Here is a 21,763-nt window from a genome sequence, read left to right on the forward strand (position 1 = left end):
GTGCGGGCTACCTCAGCTTCAGCGTGGCAAGGCCCGCAAGGGCGAACAGGATGGAGAGGATCCAGAAGCGGACGACGACTTTTGTCTCAGGCCAGTTCTCTTTCTGGAAATGGTGGTGCAGCGGCGCCATCAGGAAGACGCGCTTGCCAGTCCCAGTCAGACGTTTGGTGATCTTGAACCAGCCGACCTGGATCATCACCGACAGCGCCTCGATGACGAAAAGACCGCCAATAATAGCGAGCGCGAACTCATGCTTCACCGCGACGGCGACAACGCCGATCAGGCCCCCAAGACCAAGTGAGCCGGTGTCGCCCATGAAGACGGTCGCCGGGAAGGCATTGAACCAGAGAAAGCCCATGCCCGCGCCCATCATTGCGCCCAGAAGGACGCTCATCTCACCTGCGCCGGGGGTGAACTGGATGCCGAGATAATCGGCAAAGATGATGTTGCCTGTGAGGTAGGCGATGAGCGCGTAGGAGCCGCCCGCAAAGATCACCGGCACGATAGCGAGACCATCCAGACCGTCAGTGAAGTTCACCGCATTGGCAGAGCCGACGATCACCACCATCGCGAAAATGATGAAGAAGCCGCCGAGCGGGATGAAGTAGTCATTGACGAATGGCACAGCGACGCCGCCAGAGAAGCTCTGATCATTCGGCTCCAGCGAAGTTGGCGGGGCGAGCGCGGCGATGAACTCAGCCAGACCGTTCAGAGGGCCCCATTCAGCATGGCCAAGCGGTGTGTTGGCGCCGTGCAGACCCATGATGAAGGCACCGGCGAGCGCCGCGACGATAAACTCCACCATCAGGCGGACTTGCGCAGACACGCCTGCATCGGTCTGCTTGGTGACCTTCGCATAGTCATCGAGGAAGCCGAGAAAAGCGAAGGCGACCGTCACGAAGAGAACGGTCCAGATGTATGGATTGCTCAGATCAGCCCAGAGAAGCGTCGCGACGAGGAGGCCGATCCAGATAAGGAAGCCGCCCATGGTTGGCGTGCCACGCTTTTCGAGCTGTGCCTGAAGCGAGAGATCGCGGATCGGCTGCCCCTTGCCCTGACGCTGGCGCAGCTGGCTGATGACCCAGTCCCCGGTCAGCACCGAAAACAGGAATGCGGTAACGATCGCGCCGCCCGTGCGGAACGTCGTGTAGTTGAAAAGACGAAAGAACCCGTCGTCTGCGGCCAGCAGCTCATACAGCATCGCGACCCCCTGCAGCCCTGTTCGAGCCGCTATCCATCACCTGCTCGTCCGCGGTCTTGCTCCACTGGCGCAACCTGTCTGCGAGCCTCCCCATCCCGGAGGCATTCGAGCCTTTAATCAAGAGGATATCACCGTCCCACAGAGAGTTTTTCACCACCTCGTCGAGGCCGTCGGCTTTCTCTACCCAGTGCGATTCTATCTGTGATTCGATGCTTGCCTGCAGGGGCAGCATTCCCCGGCCCGCGAGGAAGGCGGCGACGGCGCCGCTATCAATCACTGGTTTAGATAGTTCGCTGTGCTCTTTTTGTGACGTTTCGCCAACTTCAAGCATTTCACCCAGCGCAACGAGGTGCCGGCTGCCTTCTCTTGAGGCAAAGCTGGACAGGGCCGCGCGCATGGATTCCGGGTTGGCATTGTAGGCATCATCGACAAGGACGAACTCGCCGCCGCCCGGCAGTTTGAGCCGTTCGGCCGTGCCCCGGCCAGCAGGCGGCGCATAGCCAGACAGGTCCAGCGCAGCCTTGTAGAGATCAATCGAGCTGTTCAGGCCAACGGCCAGCAAGGCGCAGGCGACATTGTCAGCCCAATGTTCGCCGACCGCATGGATTTCGACATCCAGCTTGCAGGTCAGCGTGTCGAGCGCAATGTGGCTCATACCACCCGCGCTGCGATAGGACTCGACCCACGACCATCCGTCGCGATTGCTGATCCAGTCGACGTCTGAGCCCGCGCCATCCCGGCCAAACAGAGCAATCGCGGCATTCGGCTTCAGCTCACGAACGCTTTCGACTATAACGGGCAGCAGCTTGTCGCCAGCAGGCAGCACCACAATGCCGTCCGGCTCGAGGAGACCTGCAGCAATATCGGACTTTTCGCGCGCAACGCCTTCAACCGACCCTAGCCCCTCAAGGTGCGCTGGCGCGATCTTGGTGATGACGCTGACATGCGGAGCGACCATTTTCGAGCGCGGCGCGATCTCGCCCGGTGTCGACATGCCGATTTCGAAGACGGCGTATTCAGTATCGGCTGGCATGCGCGCAAGTGTCAGCGGCACACCCCAGTGATTGTTGAAGCTCTTGACCGACCAGTGCGCCTTGCCTGCGCCCCGGTGGATGCGTGCGATCATTTCCTTGACGCTGGTCTTGCCGACAGAACCGGTCACAGCGATCCGCACAGCGTGCTTTGCCCGCTCCCGTGCATAAAGGCCGAGGGCCTCGAGCGCCGACATGACGTCATCGACGATGATCAGCGGACCTGACGCGCCTTCGACCTCGCGGCTGACGAGTGCGGCACTCGCCCCTGCTTCAAAAGCGGCAGGAACGAAGTCGTGCCCGTCGCGGACATCCTTGAGGGCGATGAAGAGGTCGCCCTTCTCAAGCGAGCGCGTATCGATGGACACGCCATTTGCCTCAAAGGCGCCAGTTAGGCGTCCGCCAGTTGCCTCGGCGATCTCGTCAGAAGTCCAGAGCGGGCGTGCCATCACTTGCGCGCCTCCAGCGCCGCAAGCGCGGTGTCCTGATCAGAGAATGGAAGAACCTTGTCGCCAACAATCTGGCCGGTTTCGTGCCCTTTGCCCGCAATCAGAAGCGTATCGCCCGCCTGAAGCTGCGCGACGGCATGCTGGATCGCTTCGCCCCGATCCCCGATTTCCAGCGCACCTTTGGCACCGGCAAGCACCGACTTGCGGATCTCTGCGGCATCCTCAGAGCGTGGATTGTCGTCGGTCACGATGACGACATCGGCCTGCTTCACGGCCACTTCGCCCATGATCGGTCGCTTCTTGCGGTCGCGGTCACCGCCGCAACCGAAGATCACGAACAGGCGGCCCGCTGTGTGAGGGCGCGCTGCACGGATCAGCGTATCGAGGCCATCGGGCGTGTGCGCATAATCGACAAAGACGCCAGCGCCATCGGAGGTTTCGCCGACGAATTCGAGACGGCCTTTCACGGGCTTCAGACTGGAAAGACCCTTCTTCACATCCGCAAGGCTCGCGCCCAGCGACAGGGCAAGTCCAGCCGCCGTCAGCGCGTTAAGCGCCTGGAACTCACCAATCAGCGGAAGTTCGACTTCGGTTTCCTCGCCATGCCATTTCAGGAACAGCGTCTGGCCCGTCGCCTTTGGCATCAGCTCGGCAATCTTGAGATCATCGCCGCGCCAGCCCACCGAAAGCGGCTTCAGGCCGCGCGCCTTGGCGCCCGCCTCGAAGGCGCCGCGCTCCGGGCTGTCTGCATTAATGACGGCCGGTGCGCCTGCGGGAAGCAGATCGGAGAAGAGCCGCATCTTTGCTGCGCGGTACTCATCCATGTCCGAATGGTAGTCTAGATGGTCCTGGGTCAGGTTCGTGAACGCGCCCGCCGCGAGTTTGACGGCATCCAGCCTGTACTGGACCAGACCGTGGGAGGACGCCTCCATCGCGCAGTGCGTCACGCCTTCATCTGCGAGCTGCGCCAGCGTCGCATGGATCGCCACTGGGTCAGGCGTGGTGTGCCCAAGATCGATATGACCGTTCGGGCCGATGGCGCCCAACGTGCCCATAGAGGCCGCTGTGATCCCGGCGCTTTCCCAGATCTGGCGGAGAAAATCGACGGTGGAGCTTTTGCCATTGGTCCCGGTAACAGCAACAACGTGCTGGGGCTGGCGCGCATAGAACGCCGCCGAAGCGGTTGCTAGCGCGAGGCGCGGCTCTTCGACTTCAATGGCGACGGCGTTTCCGACTTCCGGCAGGTCATGGCCGATGATGGCAACAGCGCCCTTTTCGAGCGCCTGCGGGATAAACTTGCGGCCATCTGCGGCGACGCCTTTCAGGGCGGCGAAGACAAAGCCTGGCGCAACTTTGCGGCTGTCAGCCGTCAGCCCGCTGACCTCAACGGTCGCGGGCAGGTTCTTTCCGGGAAACAGGGCGGCGAGGTTCACAGCGTACTCCTTCTCTCTGCGACGGAGCGAACGAGCGGGCTTTCATACGGACCGTAATCATCGAAGCTGGGCTCTACGCCAAGCGATGGGGCAATCCGGTTGATGACCCGCCCTGCCGTCGGCGCAGCATTCCAGGCTGCCGTACGTCCGCGCCCGACATCCGCCTTGGGGGAGTCAAGCACGATCAATACGACATATTCAGGACTGTCAGCGGGAAAAACCGACGCAAAGGACGCGATGTTCGCATTGTTGGCATAGCCGCCAGCGACAGGTTTCTCCGCTGTGCCGGTCTTGCCCGCCACGCGGTAACCCGCGACTTCGGCCTGCCCGCCCGTACCGTCGACGACTGCTTCGCGCAGCATGTGCGTAATAAGCGAGGCTGTCGGCGCAGAAACGACACGGCGCACTTCGCGCTCGGTGTTCCGGTTTGCGAGGATGGTCGGCTCAATGACTTCCCCGCTATTTGCGAACATCGAGAACGCGCCCGCAAACGCAATCGGAGAGACTGCGATGCCGTGGCCATAGCTGACGGTGGCCGCATGGATATCGTCAAAGCGCGACGGCAGGATCGGGTCTGCGCTTCCGGCAAGCTCAATCGGAGAGCGCTCGAACAGGCCGAGATTCTCCAGAATGTCCTGCTGGCGGCGTGCGCCAAGCATCAGGGCAACTTTCACCGTGCCGATATTGGAGCTTTCCGAAACGATCTTTGCCGGGGAAATGGGGCCCGGTATACGGTGCGTATCGCCGATCCTGCGCCCAGCGATCACGATCGGCTCTTCGACGTCGAACGTATCTGACGGCCGGATGGCGCCGGTATCAATACCTGCTGCAACGGTGATCGGCTTGAAGACGGAGCCAAGCTCAAACACGGAATTGACGGCGCGGTTGGCACGGGCCGGGTCATCGCTCGCTAGCGTGTGCGCGCGGTTCGGGTCGATAGGCGGCCAGCTTGCAAGGCCCAGCACTTCGCCATTTCGCGCATTGAGCACAACGCCTGCGCCGCCCTCGATCTCATATTCAGTGGCTGCCGTGGAGAGCTCGGACTCCAGCATGTGCTGGACGCTGGAATCGATGGTCAGGCGAAGCGGCTCACCGCCATCTGCCAGTTCTGCGTCCAGCGCATACTCGACACCAGCAAGGCCCTGCCCGTCCGTACCCGCATAGCCGAGCACATGGCCCGCAAGGGTCCTGCGCGGATAGACGCGGCGGCTCTCTTCGCGAAAGCCGAGGCCCTCGAGGTTGAGGTCGAACACGGCTTTATGCTGGCGGGGCGTGAGGCCGCGCTTGATCCAGACGAAAGCGCGCTCATTGTCGGAGAGGCGGCGCGTCAGCGTATCGACGTCCAGCTCCGGGAAGACGCTGACTAGACCTGCAGCGACGACTTCAGGCTCCCAGATGGCGCGGGGGTCAGCAAACAGGGAATAAACGTTCACAGAGGTCGCCAGCAGAACGCCATTTCGGTCCACAATATCGGCGCGGCGCGCAGGCTCCTCAAAAGCGGTCGAGACCCCTTCCTGCCCGGACGGACCGGCGAGGGCGACGAACCCGGCTTTCATCGTCACGGCCAGAAAGCCGACGCATAGCGCCAGCGAGACGAGGCGCGCACGCAGGGCCGAACCCTCGACTTCACTGACAGCAAGGTGATCAGTCATGGCGCACCCCCTGCGAGCCACCTTCAGCGAGGCTTATCTCACGGGCGTCATCAACGGCGCCGAAGATGTGTGGCAAGTCTTCCGCCCGCACGAACTGTTCGGCGCGCGGCGTGACCATGCCGAGCTCGTTGCGGGCATAGTCTTCGACCCAGTCTTCGCGCGACAGGGTGCTAAGCTCGCCCAGCAGGATCTGGCGCTCATCGATGGCGCGCTCGATCTCCGCTTCGATACCAGCGATGCGCTCAGCGCTGTCCGCGGCGCCGTACTTCGCCCGGTAGAGGCTGAAGATCAGGAGCGCAATGACGCCAAGACCGACCATGAATGCGCGGCGGCTCATGAGGAGACCTCCACGCTATCAAGGTCCGGAAGATTGAGACCGGTATCGACCGGCTCACCCCATGCTGGCGCATCCGTGCGAACAGCAAGGCGAAGCTTTGCCGACCGGGCACGCGGATTGGCTTGCGTTTCCGCCTCGCCCGGCTCGATTGCTTTTCTCTTTACGAGATCAAAACTTGGCGCGCGACCAGCCTCTGGCGCGGGCAGATAGCGAGAGCCACCGCCCGTCTGGCCAGCCCTCTCCTTCAGGAACTGCTTGACCATCCTGTCCTCCAACGAGTGGAAAGTCACAATGGCTAGCCGGCCTCCTGGCCTCATCAGTGCCTCGCAGGCATCCAGAGCTCTTGCGAGCTCACCCAGCTCATCATTGACGAACATCCTGATCGCCTGGAATGATCTGGTTGCTGGATGCGTCCGCGCGCCCCGGCGCCCGCCCATTGCATCTTCTATGTGGCTGGCAAGATCGAGCGTTGTGGTGAACGGAGCCTTAAGACGGCGCGCGGAAATCGACTTTGCGATCCGGCGGGACTGCTTTTCCTCTCCGAGGCGGAAAATGATGTCGGCAAGCGCCTTTTCAGGTATCGTATTGACCACGTCGGCAGCAGACGGGCCATCGCCGCCCATGCGCATGTCGAGCGGCCCGTCGCGCATGAAGGAAAAGCCGCGATCGGCCTCATCCAGCTGGAAAGAAGAGACGCCAAGGTCCAGCGTAATTCCGTCGACGGCGTCGAAGCCTGCAGCAGGCAGCAGCGTCGCCATGCCACCGAAACACCCCAGCACAGGCGTGAGCCGCCCGTCATAATCGCTTGCCCCGTTCGCGCGGTCGATCGCGGTCTCATCCCGGTCGATTCCGACCACGCGGCAGTTGGCCGCCTTGAGGATGGCGCGGGTATATCCGCCGCCGCCCAGCGTGCCATCGACGATCACATCGCCGTCTTGCGGCGCGAGACCTTCAACGACCTCATTCAGAAGAACCGGCACATGCCCCATCAGACGTCCCCCGTCCCGGTGGCGCCGATGCCTGGCAGATTGCCCGAAGCCATCGCCTTCTGGAATGGCTCATCGAGCGCGCTCTGATTGTCGAGCGCGGCCTGCGCCATCTTCTCATCGAAGGCGTGGAAGCGCGATGGTTCCCAGATATGGAAGCGGTCAAAGGCGCCCGCGAAGACGAGCTTCTTCTCGATGCCAGCGGCTTCAAGCAGATGAGCGGGCAGCGTGATGCGGCCAGTATCGTCCATCTTCAGGTCAGCGGACTTCGTGAAGATGGCATGCATGAAAGCGCGGCGGTGCGGGTCCGTCGGCGCCATGCGTGCGAGCGTTTGGCGATAGACCGCCATCAGTTCGTCGCCGCCGCCTTCGAGACAGCCTGAACCGTCCATCGCCGGCCACACAAAGAGGCGAGAGCCACCACCCAGAGCTGCGCGGAAGGATGCCGGGACGGAGACCCGTCCCTTTGCATCAAGCGCAGTTTCATAGGTGGAAATAAACACCAGCCACTATCCCTTAAGCCGAGCCCACATTCGCGTGGGATTATTGTGATCTGATTTGGGATAACATGGGTCAGCTAGGGCACCAATGGGCCGGCTTGGTGATTCGGGTAATTCACAAGCGACCAGAACAAGAACATAAGCCGAATATAACGGAACGGAACCGTGATCAGAGGTGCCAAGCCACCCCGCAGAGGCAATAAGTGACTGATTTACAAAGGGTTAATAATTGACCCAATCTTCCCTGCATTTTTTGCGTCGCCGTGTGTTTTTTCCGGCGAAGCGCCGGGCCTCTCTTACGCTCGATCATGGCCTGAAGATTTTGACGACCTCCGCCCCGGTTCGGTGCTAGAGGCTGTCTGGAATGCAGATTCGAGCCGTCATATTTGCCATCGGGATCATGGTTGCCTTGCTGGGCGCCGCGATGATCCCGTCAGCCCTGCTGGATATTGCCGACAATTCCGACCAATGGCCGATCTTTCTGGTCTCGTCTGCCGTCAGCATTCTGATCGGTGCAGGCCTCGCCGTCCTGTCGGGTGGCGCACCCCCATCGACCGGCGCACGGGAAGCGTTCTTACTGACCGTCGTGATCTGGATCGCCCTACCCCTGATCGCGACCATCCCGTTCATCAGCTATGGCATGAGTTTGACCGACTCGACGTTCGAAGCCGTGTCCGGCCTGACGACAACAGGCGCGACCGTCATGACCGGCCTCGACTCCACGCCGCGCGGCATATTGCTCTGGCGCGCTATCCTACAATGGATTGGCGGTATTGGCATTATCGTGACCGCGATCGTGATCCTGCCCATGCTGCGCGTTGGCGGCATGCAACTCTTCCAGATCGAGAGCTCGGACATGTCCGGCAAGTTCCTGCCTCGTATCACCGAGATCACGGCGCAGACCGGCATCGTGTACCTGCTCATCTCTGCCATCTGCGCGATCGTCTATGCGGCCTGCGGCATGAGCGCTTTCGATGCCATCGCCCACTCCATGACGACAATGTCGGCCGGCGGTTACTCCACCCATGATGCGTCATTTGGCTATTTCAGCGATACGCCTGCCGCCTATGCGGCGACCTTCTTCATGTTCGTCGCAGGTCTGCCGTTCAGCCTGCTTACCCTGCTGATCCTGCACGGACGCTGGCGGCCCTTCGCGTCTGACCCGCAACCCAGGCTTTATTTCTGGCTCGCGGTCGGGTTTTCGGTCGTCATCGTCGTCTGGCATGAAGCCGTCGTCGACCCGCCCGTCTTCGATCATATCTTTCACGGCTTCAGGCAGGCCCTGTTCAATATCATCTCGATCATGACCGGCACGGGCTATGCCTCAGCGCCTTATGATACCTGGGGCAGCCCCGTCACCGTCATCTTCCTTGCCGCGACCTTCCTCGGCGGCTGCGCAGGGTCGGCAGCGTGCGGCATCAAGATGTTCAGGCTGGAAATCAGCTTCAAGGCGGTTGCCGCGTATGCGGCCCAGATCGTCCGCCCCAACCGCATTGTACGCGTGCGCTATGCAGGCCGCGTCGTCTCCTCTGACACACTGCAGTCGGTCATGGTCTTTGTCTTTCTTTACCTTGCGACCTTCGTTGTGGCATCCGTGCTCCTATCGCTGACGGGGATGGACCCGCTCTCGGCGATTTCCGGTGCCGCGACCAGCGTCTCGAATGTTGGCCCCGGCCTTGGCCCTGAAATCGGCCCGTCCTCCACCTTCCAGAACATTCCAACCGCCGCCAAGTGGGTCTGCCTGACCACGATGCTGCTTGGCCGACTTGAGTTTGTCGCCGTCTTTACGCTGATGACGTCGCGTTTCTGGCGCGGCTAAAGGCTTACAGCTCCGCAAGGTGCCCCTCACTGGCTTGCACGCCTATCGGGTTTCCGGCACACACTGCTCACGATGAGCCGAATTATGCAGACATCCGAAACGAGCCTTGCCGACATGATGATTGGCATGGGCAAGCGTGCGCGCGCCGCATCGATGCGCCTGTCGCACCTCACAGCAAAAGACCGCAGCCGCGGCCTGCTCGCCATGGCGGATGCCCTTGAAACGTCGCAGGACGACATCCTGAAGTCCAATGCGCTTGATATGCAGCAGGCCAAACAGAAGCAGCTGTCAGACGCCATGCTGGACAGGCTCCTGCTGACACCAGAGCGGATGCGATCCATGTCAGGCGCCGTTCGCATGATTGCCGGTCTTCCAGACCCCGTCGGCGAGACCATCGCGAACTGGACCGTCCCTTCAGGGCTCGACATTTCACGGGTTCGCACGCCGCTGGGCGTGATCGGCATCATCTATGAATCGCGCCCGAATGTGACGGCCGACGCCTCGGCGCTTTGTCTTCGCTCGGGCAATGCCGCGATCCTGCGAGCTGGCAGCGAAAGCCTCAACTCTGCGCTCGCCATCGCAACGGCGCTCAGGTCTGGCCTTGAGGGCGCAGGGCTTCCCGCTGATGCGCTTCAGCTTGTCGGTACACGCGAACGCGAAGCGGTTGGGCACATGCTGAGCGGGCTGGAAGGCAACCTTGATGTTGTCGTCCCACGCGGCGGCAAAGGCCTTGTTGAACGGGTCCAGAAGGATGCGCGCATCCCGGTCATCGGTCACCTTGAGGGTCTCTGCCACATCTATATCGATGCGGATGCAGACCCTCAGAAAGCCATCGATATTGCCTTCAATGCGAAGATGCGGCGCACCGGCGTCTGCGGCGCGATGGAAACCCTGCTGATCAATGAGGCGGTGGCCGCCAGACTTCTACCTGCCATTGCTTCACCCTTGCGGGACGCGGGGTGTGAGCTGCGCGGAGACGCGCAGGCCAAGGCCTTACTGCCTGACATGACGACGGCCACGGAAGAAGACTGGCGCGCCGAATATCTCGCGCCGATCCTGTCGGTCAAAGTGGTGAAGAACCTCGATGGCGCGCTCGCGCACATCGCGCGCTATGGCACGGGCCACACCGAGGCGATCATCACGGAGAACAACTCCACCGCCGAGCGTTTCCTGCGCGAAGTGGACGCCTCCATCGTGCTTCACAACGCATCGACTCAGTTTGCCGACGGCGGTGAGTTCGGCATGGGCGCGGAGATCGGCATTGCGACCGGCCGTATTCATGCGCGCGGCCCGGTTGGCGCCGAACAGCTGACGACATTCAAATACGTCGTACGCGGCAAGGGCCAGACCCGGCCCTGAGCAGACAGAAGAAATCCGCCGATTTTGACCTCCCACTTCCTGTCACCTGTGCGCACGCTGCCGCCCGCAAAGACCACCCAGCGTATCGGTCTGTTCGGTGGATCCTTCGATCCGCCGCATTCGGGCCATCTCCACGTCGCGAAAACGGCGATGAAGCGGCTGGGCCTCGACTGGATCTACTGGCTGCCGGCGAGCGGTAATCCGCTGAAATCGAAGCCCGCTGATTTCTATGACAGGCTACACGCCGTGCGAGAGCTTGCAGGCGGCCACCCGAAAATGTTCGTCAGCGATTTCGAACATTGGGCGGGCCTTCGATACACAGCAGATGTCGTCCGGGCGTTCACGGCCCATAGCCGGAATGCCAGATTTGTCTGGCTCATGGGCGCCGACAGCCTGCGCAACTTTCACGACTGGAAAAACTGGGAATCCGTCGCGGCGACCCTGCCGCTCTGCATCGTGTCGCGCCCGGATGCAGGCCCGCGTGCGCTCAGCTCTCCGTTCGCGCGCCGCTTCGCCAAGTTCCGCCTTGCAGAGCGTGACGCTGCCAGCCTGGCATTCACGGCGCCGCCGGCCTGGGTTTATCTGAAAGCCCCCTTCGATGCGACCTCCTCAACCCAACTGCGAGCGCACGCGCAAAAAGGCTAGAGCCGCTAGGCCTCGCATGTTATGAAGCGGGTTGTATTGAGAAAAAAGGATTAAGCCCTGCCCTCTTCCAGCCCGCAGCCATTGAAGGCCGCCAAAGCCAGTGCTGATGACATTCGCGCGCTTGCCGACTCCGTCATCAACAATCTTGAAGATGATAAGGCCGAAGATATCATTTCGATCAATCTTCAGGGGAAATCATCCCTGGCTGACGTGATGATCATTGCGTCTGGCCGCTCAGCACGCCACGTCGCCTCAATCGCAGACCATCTTTCCCAGACGATGAAAGAAGTCACAGGCCGCCCTGTAAAGGTCGAGGGCCTGCCCAATGCTGATTGGGTGCTTCTCGATATCGGTGACATCATCGTTCACCTCTTCCGCCCGGAAGTGCGCAGCTTCTATAACCTTGAGAAGATCTGGGCAGACGACAGCTCGCATGGACACGCCTGATCGGCGGTCCTGATTTGTGCGTATCTCGATAATCGCCGTGGGCCGTATCAAGAAAGGCCCCGAACGCGACCTCTTCGACGACTATATAGACCGTTTCAGGAAAGCCGGGCGCCAGCTCGGCTTTCGCAGTGCTGACCTGATTGAGGTCGACTCCTCTGGTGGCCTCGATGCTGAGGCGGACCGTATCCTTGCAAAGATCCCTGCAGGTGCGCGCACGATCCGCCTCGATGAATTTGGCGAACAATACACGTCCACCGCATTTTCCAGCCTCCTCGCCAATGAACGCGACAGGGGCCTGCCAGATCTCTGCTTCCTGATTGGCGGGGCGGAGGGCTATGGCGCAGCGGTGCGGGAGGCAGTGCCGCACACAATGGCGTTTGGTGTCCAGACCTGGCCGCATCGCTTCGTCCGGGTCATGCTTGCCGAGCAACTCTACCGGGCTGCAAGCCTGGAAGCGGGCCTTCCCTATCACAAAGCCTGAGCGGCCCGATTGACGCCGCAGCCCTCACCGGGCCAAGTGACGCCAAAGAAAACCGGGAAGGAAACAGGCATGGCTGACAAGGATCTGGCGGGACGCAAGGCAATCGTAACGGGCTCAGCAACCGGGCTTGGTCGCTCCATCGCGCTGCGCCTTGCTGAACGCGGCGCCGATGTCATCATCAATTGCACGCGAAGCATCGCCGATGGCGAAGCGACAGTGGCGGCCTGTAACGAAGTTGGCGCGCAGGCCCAGCTGGTCGCCGCCGATGTATCGACGGATGAAGGTGCCAGGAAGCTGGCCGATGCCGCTTCTGCCTGGGGCCGTCTAGATATTCTCGTCAACAATGCAGGCATCACCCGCCACGCCCGAGACCATTCTGACCTCGACGCGCTCAGCCGGGAGGATTTTCTCGACACCTATGCCGTGAATGTCGCCGGGCCGTTTCTGGTCATGCAGGCCTGCAAGCCGCTCATGGTTAAGGCTTTCGAGCAGACAGGCCGGGCATCGACCGTGCTCAATATTTCCTCAATCGCGGGCGTGACGGGCATCGGATCGTCTGTTGCCTACGCCGCGACCAAGGGCGCACTCAACACGATGACCCTGTCGCTTGCCCGCGCGCTCGCCCCGGCCATCCGCGTGAATGCAGTCTGCCCCGGCTTTATTGGCACGCGCTGGTTCAAGGATGAAATGGGCGCTGAGCAATATGAGCGCCTCGAGGCGAGCGTAGCCCGGTCCACGCCGCTCAACGCCGCCAGCGGACCAGACGATATCGCAGATTCTGCAGTGTTTTTCCTCACCGACGCTTCACGCCACGTCACCGGCGAAACACTGCTCGTCGATGCAGGGACTCACCTCGGCTACGCCCCTCTCGCTGCGAGATAAGCGACCTAATCAGCACCTTATGCAGGCGATTTTTGCGCCATGTGCCTGATTTTCGTGCTGCGGCGCAAAATTTTACGGTTACGATTACTTCATCATGGCTGAGTTTTGAGCACCCCTCCAGTTTGTGCCTCGTGATGAGGATGCAAAGGAGGTAGTAACAATGCTCAAATCATTCACACGCCTTGCGGCGCTCGCAGCTGCAACAGTGGTCATGGCAACACCTGCTCTCGCGCAGGAAGAAGGCGAATGGAGCGGCAACGTTACGCTCACGTCAAACTACGTCTTCCGCGGTATTACGCAGACTGACGAAGCTCCGATGATCCAGGGCGGTTTCGACTGGGCAAGCGACAGCTTCTATGTCGGCACCTGGGCATCCGGCGTCGATTTCGGCGACGGCACGTCCACCGAGATCGACCTTTATGCTGGCTGGACGCCAACTGTTGGCGCATTCGACCTTGATCTCGGCGTCATCTATTACTGGTATCCGGATGCACCGGACAATCCAGAGCAGAACTTCTTCGAAGCCTATGCCGGTGCCAGCACCACGCTCGGCGACACACTCGAAGTTGGCGCATCGATCGCTTACTCACCTGAGTTCTACTATGAGATCGGCGATGCCTTCTACTACGCAGGTAGCGTTGCGCTTCCGATCAACGAGCTGTTCTCGGTTGACGCGACCATCGGTTATTCCGACTTCGTGGACGCTGGCGGCGACTACACCGATTACTCGCTCGGTCTGACCACCTCGTTCGAAGGCTTTGACCTCGACTTCCGCTTCATCGGCACTGACGACGACTCGCTGGATGAGTACTTCGTCGTGTCCATCGGGCGTTCGCTCTAGGTAACGGAACAAGCTCCTCACCGGACTGTAAGAACGACAGAATTCGTTCTTGGGTCCGACAAGAGACCGCCGCTTCAATCGAAGCGGCGGTCTTTCTTTAGTCATAGATTGCTCCAATATAGGGGCCAGAGGAGGATCAGCATGGCAGACCCGGCTACAACACCAGTTGACGCGCTGATCCCAGCCATGACCCTGCTCGCCGCAGGCGGCGCCGCTGCGCTGGCCTCCAAGGCGCTGAAACTCTCCCCGATCGTTGGCTATCTTGCAGTTGGCATCCTGATGGGGCCGCACGTCTTCGGCCTCATGGAGGAAAGCTCGACCACGCATCTGTTGGCTGAACTGGGCGTGGTGTTCCTTCTCTTCGACATTGGTCTCCACGTTTCCCTGCGAGAGCTGAAGGAAAGCCAGCGCGACCTGATGGGTCTTGCGCCTGCGCACCTGGTGCTGACCAGCGTCCCCTTCACGATCGCGCTGACATTATTCGGGCTCGACTGGCCCATCGCGCTTGCGCTTGGCATATCATTTGGCCTGTCATCGACCGCCGTCGTCTCGCGCGTCATGGTGGAACGGGGGCTTGGCTCCTGCCCGCTCGGCCGCTCCACGACGCATGTTCTGATCTTTCAGGACATCGTCGCCATCTTCCTGCTCATCTTCGCCAACTCGCTTGGCGCAGGAGGGGACGGGATGCAGCTTGCGCTTAATCTGGCCAAGGCCGCCGGCCTCGCCGTGCTCGCCTTCGTCGTCGCCTTTGCCGCTGGCCGCTACCTGATGGGTCCGATCTTCCGAGGGCTCGCGCAGACGCGCAATCAGGAAGCCTTTACAGCCGTCACGCTTCTGCTTGTCCTTGGCGCAGCTTCGGCGACCGCTTTCCTCGGCCTCTCCCTGACGCTTGGCGCTTTCCTCGCCGGTCTTGCGGTTTCAGGGACGGCTTTCCGGCATCAGGTACAGATGGAAACAGGTCCGTTTCGCGGCCTGCTCCTCTCCTTCTTCTTCATGTCAGTCGGCCTGTCGGTTGATCTCGGCGTTCTGCTCGCGCGCTGGCCTATCGTGCTCGGCGTTACTGTCGCGATCCTGCTCGTGAAAACGCTCACCGGCTTTGCCGCCGCTCGCCTCAACAAGTGGAGCAATCCGGGAAGCGTGCAGCTCTCCTTCCTGCTGGCGCAGGGGTCGGAGTTTACACTGGTGGTGCTGTCCATTCTTGTGATGACGACAGATGCCGTCCCGCCCGCGCTTGATACAATTGCGGTCGCTTCCATCGCGCTCTCGCTTGCGGCGGCACCTTTCTGGGCGGCAGGCGGCATGCGCCTCTCGCGCAAGGTCGCCAACATGTTGAAGGGCCAGACTCGCCCGGTGAACGAGATCACGCCGATTGGCCCGGACCGCCCTGTCATCATTTTTGGCATGACCGAAGCTGGCCGCCTCGCCGCCGATGCGCTTTTCGACCATGACATCCCCCATGTCTGCCTCGACGCAGAGCCGGAGCGGTTCGTGTCCGCAATTGCGGATGGCTATAAAGTCGCCTTCGGCAATGCTGCCAACCTGCGCCTCGTTGAGGCAGTGGCCGGACCGAACCCGCGCGCTGTTGTCATCGGTGCGCCCCGCTATGAGGTTTCGCGAGATCTCACGCCTGCCTCGCAGCGCGAATTCCCGAATACGACGCGGTTTGTCTCGGTCGACAATGAAGCGGACCGGCGAAAATTCGCCAATCTCGGCATGCGCGCCTGGATCTCCATGGGAGAGCCAAAGGGCATCGAGATGGCGGCCGACATCCTCCGCCAGCTCGGCGTGGAAGAAGAGAAAGTCGCGGACTGGGTGTCGCGCGAAGCCGACCGTTTCGAGGTCGATGAGCCGAAAGACGTCGGCGAACGGGTTGAAACGGAAGCCGCCTGATCTTCAAATCGGCCTGAGCGGCTCTCAAACCCCTATTATAGACACGAAAAAAGCCGGGCGCGTCCTGCACCCGGCTTCTTTGATCTGTCTCAAAAGACCGCCTAGCCAGCGATCTTGCGGGCGACCTTTTCCTCGCCGCCCTTGCGGTCGCGCTTGCGCTGCGGCTGGAACGCCACTTTCGCATGCTCGGTGCAGTAAGGACCACAGTCCGACTTGCGACCGCAGAAAGCGAATTGCGGATCTGCCGGGTCACCGATCGGCCATTTGCACATGGAGTCGCGCAGGGTGAGGATCGTTGCAGCCTCACCATCTGCGACAGGCGCTGGCGCCAGTGCGGACAGGATTGCCTGCTGATCGGAGCGGCGAATCCGGCTCTCTTCGGGCGATGCTGTTGGCGCCTGCACCTCAACCTTACCTGTGGCCTGGATTTGCGGCTTTGGACGCGCCAGGCGCGGCGGGCGTTTTACCGGGCGCGACGGCGTTGCGCGGCCGGACAGGCCGAGACGGTGCACCTTGCCGATCACGGCATTGCGGGTCACACCCCCGAGTTGCTTTGCGATCTGGCTGGCTGAGTGACCTTCTGCCCACAGTTTCTTCAGAACATCGACGCGATCTTCGGTCCATGACATTTGGATGGCCTCCTGGCGTTGTGCGACCCTAGATATAGTGACGGCCGATTTTTGCCGCCGTGCTTAACATCTATATATCGTATCTAAGGCGAAACGAAACACAACATGATGATCTGAGTTCTCCACAACCTTTCTATATGTAGTATGGCCTTGTGGATAGAATCGAAAAATCCTTGCGCCAGAAGTTTTTAGCTATCGTCATTGGCCAGCCGAGACCCTAAATAGCGCGCATGAGCGATCAGATTTCTGCAGATGCCCGCCCGCTTCCCGCCCCGCCGCGCAACTATGGTGCGATCAACTGGATCGGGCTCTGGACGCTTTACCAGCGTGAGGTCGGCCGCTTCCTGAAGGTCTGGATGCAGACCCTGTTTGCCCCCGTCATCACGACGCTTCTGTTCATGACCGTGTTCAAACTGGCCTTCGGAAACCGCGGTGAGCTGACGGGTGACTTTACCGGTCTCGACTATAATGCCTTCCTCGCGCCCGGCCTCATCATCATGTCGATGCTGCAGAACGCTTTCCAGAACACATCCTCTTCGCTGACCATCGCCAAGGTACAGGGCAGCCAGGTCGACTTCCTGATGCCACCGCTATCCCCGCTGGAGCTGACGCTGGGCTTTATCTTCGGCGCGGTCACGCGCGGCCTCATGGTCGGTGTGATCGGCGGCCTGGCCATTCACTTCTCCGGTCTTGCCGATCTCAACATCTCGATGATCTGGCCGATCATCTGGTTCAGCCTGATGGCGACGATCTTCCTTGCCGCCCTCGGCGCAATCGCCGGTATCTGGGCAGAGAAATTTGATCACCTGGCCGCCATCACCAACTTCGTGATCGTGCCGCTGACCTTCCTGTCGGGCACCTTCTACGACATCAAGGTGCTGGTCGAGCCGTTTCAGACGGCGGCTCATTTCGACCCGATCTTCTACCTGATCGACGGTTTCCGCGCAGGCTTCATCGGGGTGTCCAACTCTTCGCTGATGACCGGCGTCATCGCCTCGGCAGCCTTCACCTTCCTCGCGTGCCTCTGGGTCTGGTGGCTGTTCCGGACAGGTTACAAGCTGAAGTCCTGATTCAGCGTCGGTTCCGAACCTGGTGGCCATGTCCGTGGCAGTAAAAATGGATTTCCCGCGAACGTCGCTAGCGCCTATGCAAACAGTGTTACAGCTGACGTTCAGAGTATGGTAAATGACGCAGGAGTACCCCTGAAGTAAATGTGCACACCAATCAGCACTATGGCGGGACCGGTCAAGTCCAGCGATATGTAGTGACAGTCGATGATTAGAGCTGCGTCCACCATTGTAGTTTTCTTTGCAGTGTCTGCCTGCACGAGCAGCAAAAGCAATTTTCAATTATGCGAAGATATTGCAGGCAACACCAACGCAGCCCCGACCGGAGTGTGCACGACCAGCGGCGTCTACGAAACTAGAGAATGGGCGGACACACACTTCCTTCGGGTCGATGACGGGACGCTCATTGGGTTTGAGCCCACCGAGAGTATGAGAGTAGACCTCGAGGCCGGAGATTGGCTTACTATTGAGGGTAATTATATCAAGCCGCGGCTAGGTGAAGTTGATGTCTATGAGGTGTTCAACGAAGCTACGTCGGATCACAGCGATTGATGCTCTGGTAGCGCCTAGACTTCCGCCAGCTCCTTTGATAGCTGCAGAGGGCTTGTTGGAAGAACGTCGCTTGAGCGCGGTGACCTAAGCTCCCTACGCTTTCTTGCATGGCCAAATCACCCGTCTGTTATTTTAAAACGTCAACCGAGATCATTTAGAAAGCTGGCTTGACGGGACCTGCCCGCAGGCCGCACCTCACATCCCATGGCAGACCTTCCCATCCTCCGGCTCGCCGATGTCGAGCTGACCTTTGGTGGCACACCGATCTTTACCGGCGTGACCTTCACCCTTGCGCGCGGTGAACGCGCAGCGCTTGTCGGCCGTAACGGGGCGGGAAAATCCACGCTGATGAAGCTGGTCACGGGCACGCATGCGCCGGATGCGGGCGATCTCTGGCGCCAGCCCGGCGTTGAGGTCGCGACCGTCGAGCAGGAGCCGGACCTATCGGCTTTCGCCACCGTGCTCGATTACGCCGCCGAAAACCTTGAAGCAATCTGGATGGCTGAAGCCGAGCTTGGACTGTTCGGGATCGACCCTGAAGCCGACCCGAAGACGCTATCCGGCGGCCAGATCAGGCGCGCCGCCCTGGCCCGCGCCTTTGCGCGTGACCCGGATATCCTGCTCCTCGACGAGCCGACCAACCACCTCGACGTCCCGATGATCGAGACGCTGGAGACGCGCCTCAAATCCTTCTCCGGCGCCGTCCTCCTCGTCAGCCACGACCGCCGCTTTCTTGAGAATGTCACGACCACCACGCTCTGGCTTCGTCAGGGCAAGGTCTGGAAGTCGCCCAAGGGCTATGCCGAATTCGATGAATGGGCCGCCGGCATCGAAGCTGAAGAAGAAAAGCAGCTTCAGCGGATGAAGACCCATCTCAAGGAAGAGCAGCACTGGCTGGCACGCGGCGTCACGGCGCGCCGCAAGCGCAATATGGGCCGCCTGACACGCCTTCACGAACTGCGCGCCCAGCACGCCAAGCAGAAATCCCTCGTCAATGACGCGAAGTCGACCGCAGGCCTCAGCGCCGAAAGCGGCGATAGTCAGAGCCGCAAGGTGCTCGAGGCGTTCGGTATCTCGAAGAGCTTCGACGACACGGTCATCGCAAAGGACCTGTCGCTTCGTATCCTGAAGGGTGACCGGATCGGCATCGTTGGCCCCAACGGCGTCGGCAAGACGACGCTTCTCAAGATCCTGCTGGGGGAGCTCGCACCAGACACGGGCTCGGTGAAGATCGGCCAAACGCTGAACGTCACCTATCTCGACCAGACGCGCGACACGCTGAAGCCCGACGAAACGCTGTGGGAAGCGCTAACGCCTGCAGGTGGCGACTCCATTATCGTTCAGGGCCAGCCCAAGCATATCGCCGGCTATGCCAAGGACTTCCTGTTCTCACCAGAACAGCTACGCCAGCCCGTTTCGGCTCTGTCAGGCGGTGAACGCAACCGGCTGACCATGGCGATCGCCCTCGCCCAGCCTGCCGACGTCCTCGTCCTCGATGAGCCAACCAACGATCTCGACATGCAGACGCTCGACCTGCTTGAGGAGATGCTGAGCGACTATGATGGCACGCTGATCCTCGTCAGCCACGACCGCGCCTTCCTTGATGCCATCGTGACGAGCTGCCTTGTGCCTCTGGGCGGTGGACGCTGGGTGGAAACTTCAGGCGGCTGGAGTGATGCGGCACGCCAGGTGCCCTCACTCAGCACGCGGACGGCTGCGAAACCTGCAGACAAGGCGCAGAAGAAGCAGGCGAACGCCCAAGCTTCAGGCGGCTCGAAACGCGAAGCCAAGCTCTCGTTCAAGGACAAGCACCGCCTGAAGGAAGCCGAGGCCGCAATGCCGCGTCTCAGCGCCGAGATCGAGAAGCTGGAAAGCGAGCTTTCTGACCCTGAGCTGTTCAACAAGGATCCGGGCCGTTTCCAGAAAGTCAGTGATCGCCTCGCGGCCGCGCGTAGCGAACTGGAAGAAGCAGAAATGGTCTGGCTGGAAATCGAGGCCATGAAAGAAGAGCTTGAGAAGGCCTCTGGAGCCTAACCACCTCTTAATCCATGCCCGTGTATTCTGCTGGGTATGAAGATGTCATTTTCTGCCAAGCCCGCCCTTCTGGGCCGCCTTACAGCACTCGCCATCATGGCAACGGGCCTCACCGCCCCTGCCCTGGCCGACGACGCGGTTGAAACTGACAGCTACCGTGTCGGGCAGACCTATTCATCAGAACGCGCGCGCGGTCTGCAGGCCTGCGCCCAGTCCTGCGCCGAAGACCAGCGCTGTGTCGCCTGGTCGCTGACGCCGCCGACTTTCCGCGTCGGTCCCCGCTGCGAACTGAAGAGCAGCGCCGGGCAAAGCCAGTCACGCCCCGGCTACACATCCGGACTTAGCGGCGTGAGCGCGGCCCCGCAGATCAGCCGGGCACCTGTCCAGTCTGCTGCCACCACGCAGACACGGCCTTCACGGTCGCAGACCTTGGCGGGCGGCTATGCCCAGACCCGTCAGACCGCAGCAACGACAGCCTCCATGCCCCCATCACCCAACGGCGCCGCAACCAGCCATATGCTGCCAACGCCGGTTACGCCGTCTGTGCAAAGGGCGCCTGTTCGTCAGCAAGCCCAGCCGACAACGCGGACACAGCTCGCCAGCAATACCACGACGCGCGCTGCAACCACATCAGTCGCTTCTCAGGCCCGCACCCAGCAAGTGAGCCGTCAGCCAAGCGCATCAACGCCCACCATCACCAGCCGCGTGACGACCCGCCCGGTCCAGTCGCCTGCCGCCACGGCCGTGGCTGCACAGCGCCCCGCAGCGTCATCGGCGCCAACCCGCGCGGTCACCCGCCGCACTGTCTCCTCTTCGACGCCGGCACCGACCCAGGCGCAACGCCAAGCCGCTGCGGCGGCCGCCGCTACGTCCAATGTCTCGAGAGCCGCATCGACGAGCACGCAGCGCCCCACGGCGCCCCCAACGAGCGCAGCGGTCGATACGCGACCGCCCCTGCCGCGTCCGAGCCGGCTGCCATCCCTGCCAAGCCCGCTGCAGCGCAACGGCACGGCCTATTCCGTTCAGCGCATGGGCAACATGCCGGGCGACGCCGAAGCTGCCGCAGGCTATGTCGACGGCCTGCCAGCCAATAGCCGCGTAGAGCCAATCGCCCGCAATAATCGCGAGCGTGAGCGTTCTTCAGATGATGAGAATGGCAGCGACGAGGAGGCCAGCTGGCCAGAAGGCTATCCTGAGTATCCAGACCCACTCGGCGGCCCGATCGGCAGCACTGTCATGGATGAGGACTAGGCGCGCCTAGTCCGGCGCCCGCGTCTTGAGCGCAAGCGCATGTAGCTCGCCGCCCATTTTCCCCTTGAGGGCCGCATAGACCATCTGGTGCTGGCGCACGCGCGGAACGCCCTTGAATTGCGGTGAGACGATCTCGGCCTGCCAGTGGTCATTGTCACCGGCAAGATCCGTCAGCGTGATGTCCGCCTCCGGGAAGGCGTCCTTCAGATAGGTCTCGAGGGTCTCGCGGTCCATTGCCATGACAGTCTCCTTTGCCGCTCGCACATGGCGGCCAATG

General features: G+C 61.3%; 20 protein-coding genes. 11 read left to right on the forward strand and 9 right to left on the reverse strand.

What is annotated here, in order from left to right; all coding sequences use genetic code 11:
• Positions 1–7: 7 nt before the first annotated feature.
• From mraY to D1222_RS02550, 7 genes are read right to left on the reverse strand one after another with little or no spacing between them, the layout of a single operon-like run.
• Positions 8–1,201: a phospho-N-acetylmuramoyl-pentapeptide-transferase gene (gene mraY / locus D1222_RS02520; RefSeq protein WP_119452660.1), complete on the reverse strand. Its 1,194-nt coding sequence runs from the start codon at positions 1,199–1,201 to the stop codon at positions 8–10.
• On the reverse strand, positions 1,191–2,681 hold the full coding sequence (locus D1222_RS02525) for a UDP-N-acetylmuramoyl-tripeptide--D-alanyl-D-alanine ligase (RefSeq protein WP_119452661.1): 1,491 nt from the start codon (positions 2,679–2,681) through the stop codon (positions 1,191–1,193). The genes mraY and D1222_RS02525 overlap by 11 nt, the downstream gene beginning before the upstream one ends.
• Positions 2,681–4,114 (reverse strand): UDP-N-acetylmuramoyl-L-alanyl-D-glutamate--2,6-diaminopimelate ligase, encoded by a 1,434-nt coding sequence (locus D1222_RS02530; protein ID WP_119452662.1) that lies wholly within the window; start codon positions 4,112–4,114, stop codon positions 2,681–2,683. Before D1222_RS02530 ends, D1222_RS02525 begins: the two co-directional genes overlap by 1 nt.
• Positions 4,111–5,766, reverse strand: coding sequence for a peptidoglycan D,D-transpeptidase FtsI family protein (locus tag D1222_RS02535; RefSeq protein WP_119452663.1), 1,656 nt, complete (start codon positions 5,764–5,766; stop codon positions 4,111–4,113). The genes D1222_RS02530 and D1222_RS02535 overlap by 4 nt, the downstream gene beginning before the upstream one ends.
• A complete protein-coding gene (locus D1222_RS02540; protein WP_119452664.1) occupies positions 5,759–6,103 on the reverse strand; it encodes a septum formation initiator family protein in 345 nt (114 codons plus the stop codon). The genes D1222_RS02535 and D1222_RS02540 overlap by 8 nt, the downstream gene beginning before the upstream one ends.
• A complete protein-coding gene (gene rsmH / locus D1222_RS02545; RefSeq protein WP_119452665.1) occupies positions 6,100–7,092 on the reverse strand; it encodes a 16S rRNA (cytosine(1402)-N(4))-methyltransferase RsmH in 993 nt (330 codons plus the stop codon). The genes D1222_RS02540 and rsmH overlap by 4 nt, the downstream gene beginning before the upstream one ends.
• Positions 7,092–7,592 carry a division/cell wall cluster transcriptional repressor MraZ gene (locus D1222_RS02550; protein WP_119452666.1) on the reverse strand — a complete coding sequence of 167 codons (501 nt, stop codon included), beginning with the start codon at positions 7,590–7,592 and terminating at the stop codon, positions 7,092–7,094. Before D1222_RS02550 ends, rsmH begins: the two co-directional genes overlap by 1 nt.
• Before the next feature lie 361 nt (positions 7,593–7,953).
• Here D1222_RS02550 and D1222_RS02555 point away from each other — a divergent pair, with 361 nt between their 5' ends.
• From D1222_RS02555 to D1222_RS02590, 8 genes are all read left to right on the forward strand, one after another.
• Positions 7,954–9,408 (forward strand): TrkH family potassium uptake protein, encoded by a 1,455-nt coding sequence (locus D1222_RS02555; protein WP_233348477.1) that lies wholly within the window; start codon positions 7,954–7,956, stop codon positions 9,406–9,408.
• A gap of 84 nt (positions 9,409–9,492) precedes the next feature.
• Positions 9,493–10,767, forward strand: a complete 1,275-nt coding sequence (locus tag D1222_RS02560; RefSeq protein ID WP_233348478.1) for a glutamate-5-semialdehyde dehydrogenase — start codon at positions 9,493–9,495, stop codon at positions 10,765–10,767.
• Between the two features lie 24 nt (positions 10,768–10,791).
• Positions 10,792–11,412 (forward strand): nicotinate (nicotinamide) nucleotide adenylyltransferase, encoded by a 621-nt coding sequence (gene nadD, locus D1222_RS02565; RefSeq protein WP_233348479.1) that lies wholly within the window; start codon positions 10,792–10,794, stop codon positions 11,410–11,412.
• Between the two features lie 81 nt (positions 11,413–11,493).
• On the forward strand, positions 11,494–11,859 hold the full coding sequence (rsfS, locus tag D1222_RS02570; protein WP_119452668.1) for a ribosome silencing factor: 366 nt from the start codon (positions 11,494–11,496) through the stop codon (positions 11,857–11,859).
• Positions 11,860–11,875: 16 nt separating this feature from the next.
• A complete protein-coding gene (gene rlmH / locus D1222_RS02575) occupies positions 11,876–12,340 on the forward strand; it encodes a 23S rRNA (pseudouridine(1915)-N(3))-methyltransferase RlmH (protein WP_119452669.1) in 465 nt (154 codons plus the stop codon).
• A 69-nt stretch (positions 12,341–12,409) separates the two neighbouring features.
• Entirely contained in the window at positions 12,410–13,222 is an 813-nt protein-coding gene (locus D1222_RS02580; RefSeq protein WP_119452670.1) for an SDR family NAD(P)-dependent oxidoreductase, read from the forward strand.
• Positions 13,223–13,382: 160 nt separating this feature from the next.
• Positions 13,383–14,063 (forward strand): TorF family putative porin, encoded by a 681-nt coding sequence (locus D1222_RS02585; RefSeq protein WP_119452671.1) that lies wholly within the window; start codon positions 13,383–13,385, stop codon positions 14,061–14,063.
• Between the two features lie 141 nt (positions 14,064–14,204).
• Positions 14,205–15,953 carry a cation:proton antiporter domain-containing protein gene (locus D1222_RS02590; RefSeq protein ID WP_119452672.1) on the forward strand — a complete coding sequence of 583 codons (1,749 nt, stop codon included), beginning with the start codon at positions 14,205–14,207 and terminating at the stop codon, positions 15,951–15,953.
• A 101-nt stretch (positions 15,954–16,054) separates the two neighbouring features.
• Here the strand turns inward: D1222_RS02590 and D1222_RS02595 are convergent, their stop codons facing one another.
• Positions 16,055–16,582 carry a GcrA family cell cycle regulator gene (locus tag D1222_RS02595; protein ID WP_119452673.1) on the reverse strand — a complete coding sequence of 176 codons (528 nt, stop codon included), beginning with the start codon at positions 16,580–16,582 and terminating at the stop codon, positions 16,055–16,057.
• A 230-nt stretch (positions 16,583–16,812) separates the two neighbouring features.
• Between D1222_RS02595 and D1222_RS02600 the strand changes: the two genes are divergently transcribed.
• From D1222_RS02600 to D1222_RS02615, 3 genes are all read left to right on the forward strand, one after another.
• A complete protein-coding gene (locus D1222_RS02600) occupies positions 16,813–17,652 on the forward strand; it encodes an ABC transporter permease (RefSeq protein ID WP_119452674.1) in 840 nt (279 codons plus the stop codon).
• A gap of 753 nt (positions 17,653–18,405) precedes the next feature.
• Positions 18,406–20,235, forward strand: a complete 1,830-nt coding sequence (locus D1222_RS02610; protein WP_119452676.1) for an ABC-F family ATP-binding cassette domain-containing protein — start codon at positions 18,406–18,408, stop codon at positions 20,233–20,235.
• A gap of 42 nt (positions 20,236–20,277) precedes the next feature.
• The gene (locus D1222_RS02615) at positions 20,278–21,486 is read left to right on the forward strand and encodes a PAN domain-containing protein (RefSeq protein ID WP_119452677.1); all 1,209 of its coding nucleotides are present in this window, start codon (positions 20,278–20,280) and stop codon (positions 21,484–21,486) included.
• Between the two features lie 6 nt (positions 21,487–21,492).
• Here the strand turns inward: D1222_RS02615 and D1222_RS02620 are convergent, their stop codons facing one another.
• Positions 21,493–21,726: a BolA family protein gene (locus tag D1222_RS02620; RefSeq protein ID WP_119452678.1), complete on the reverse strand. Its 234-nt coding sequence runs from the start codon at positions 21,724–21,726 to the stop codon at positions 21,493–21,495.
• Positions 21,727–21,763 lie beyond the last annotated feature (37 nt).

It is taken from the genome of Henriciella algicola (assembly GCF_003576245.1).
GTDB classification, from domain to species: domain Bacteria; phylum Pseudomonadota; class Alphaproteobacteria; order Caulobacterales; family Hyphomonadaceae; genus Henriciella; species Henriciella algicola.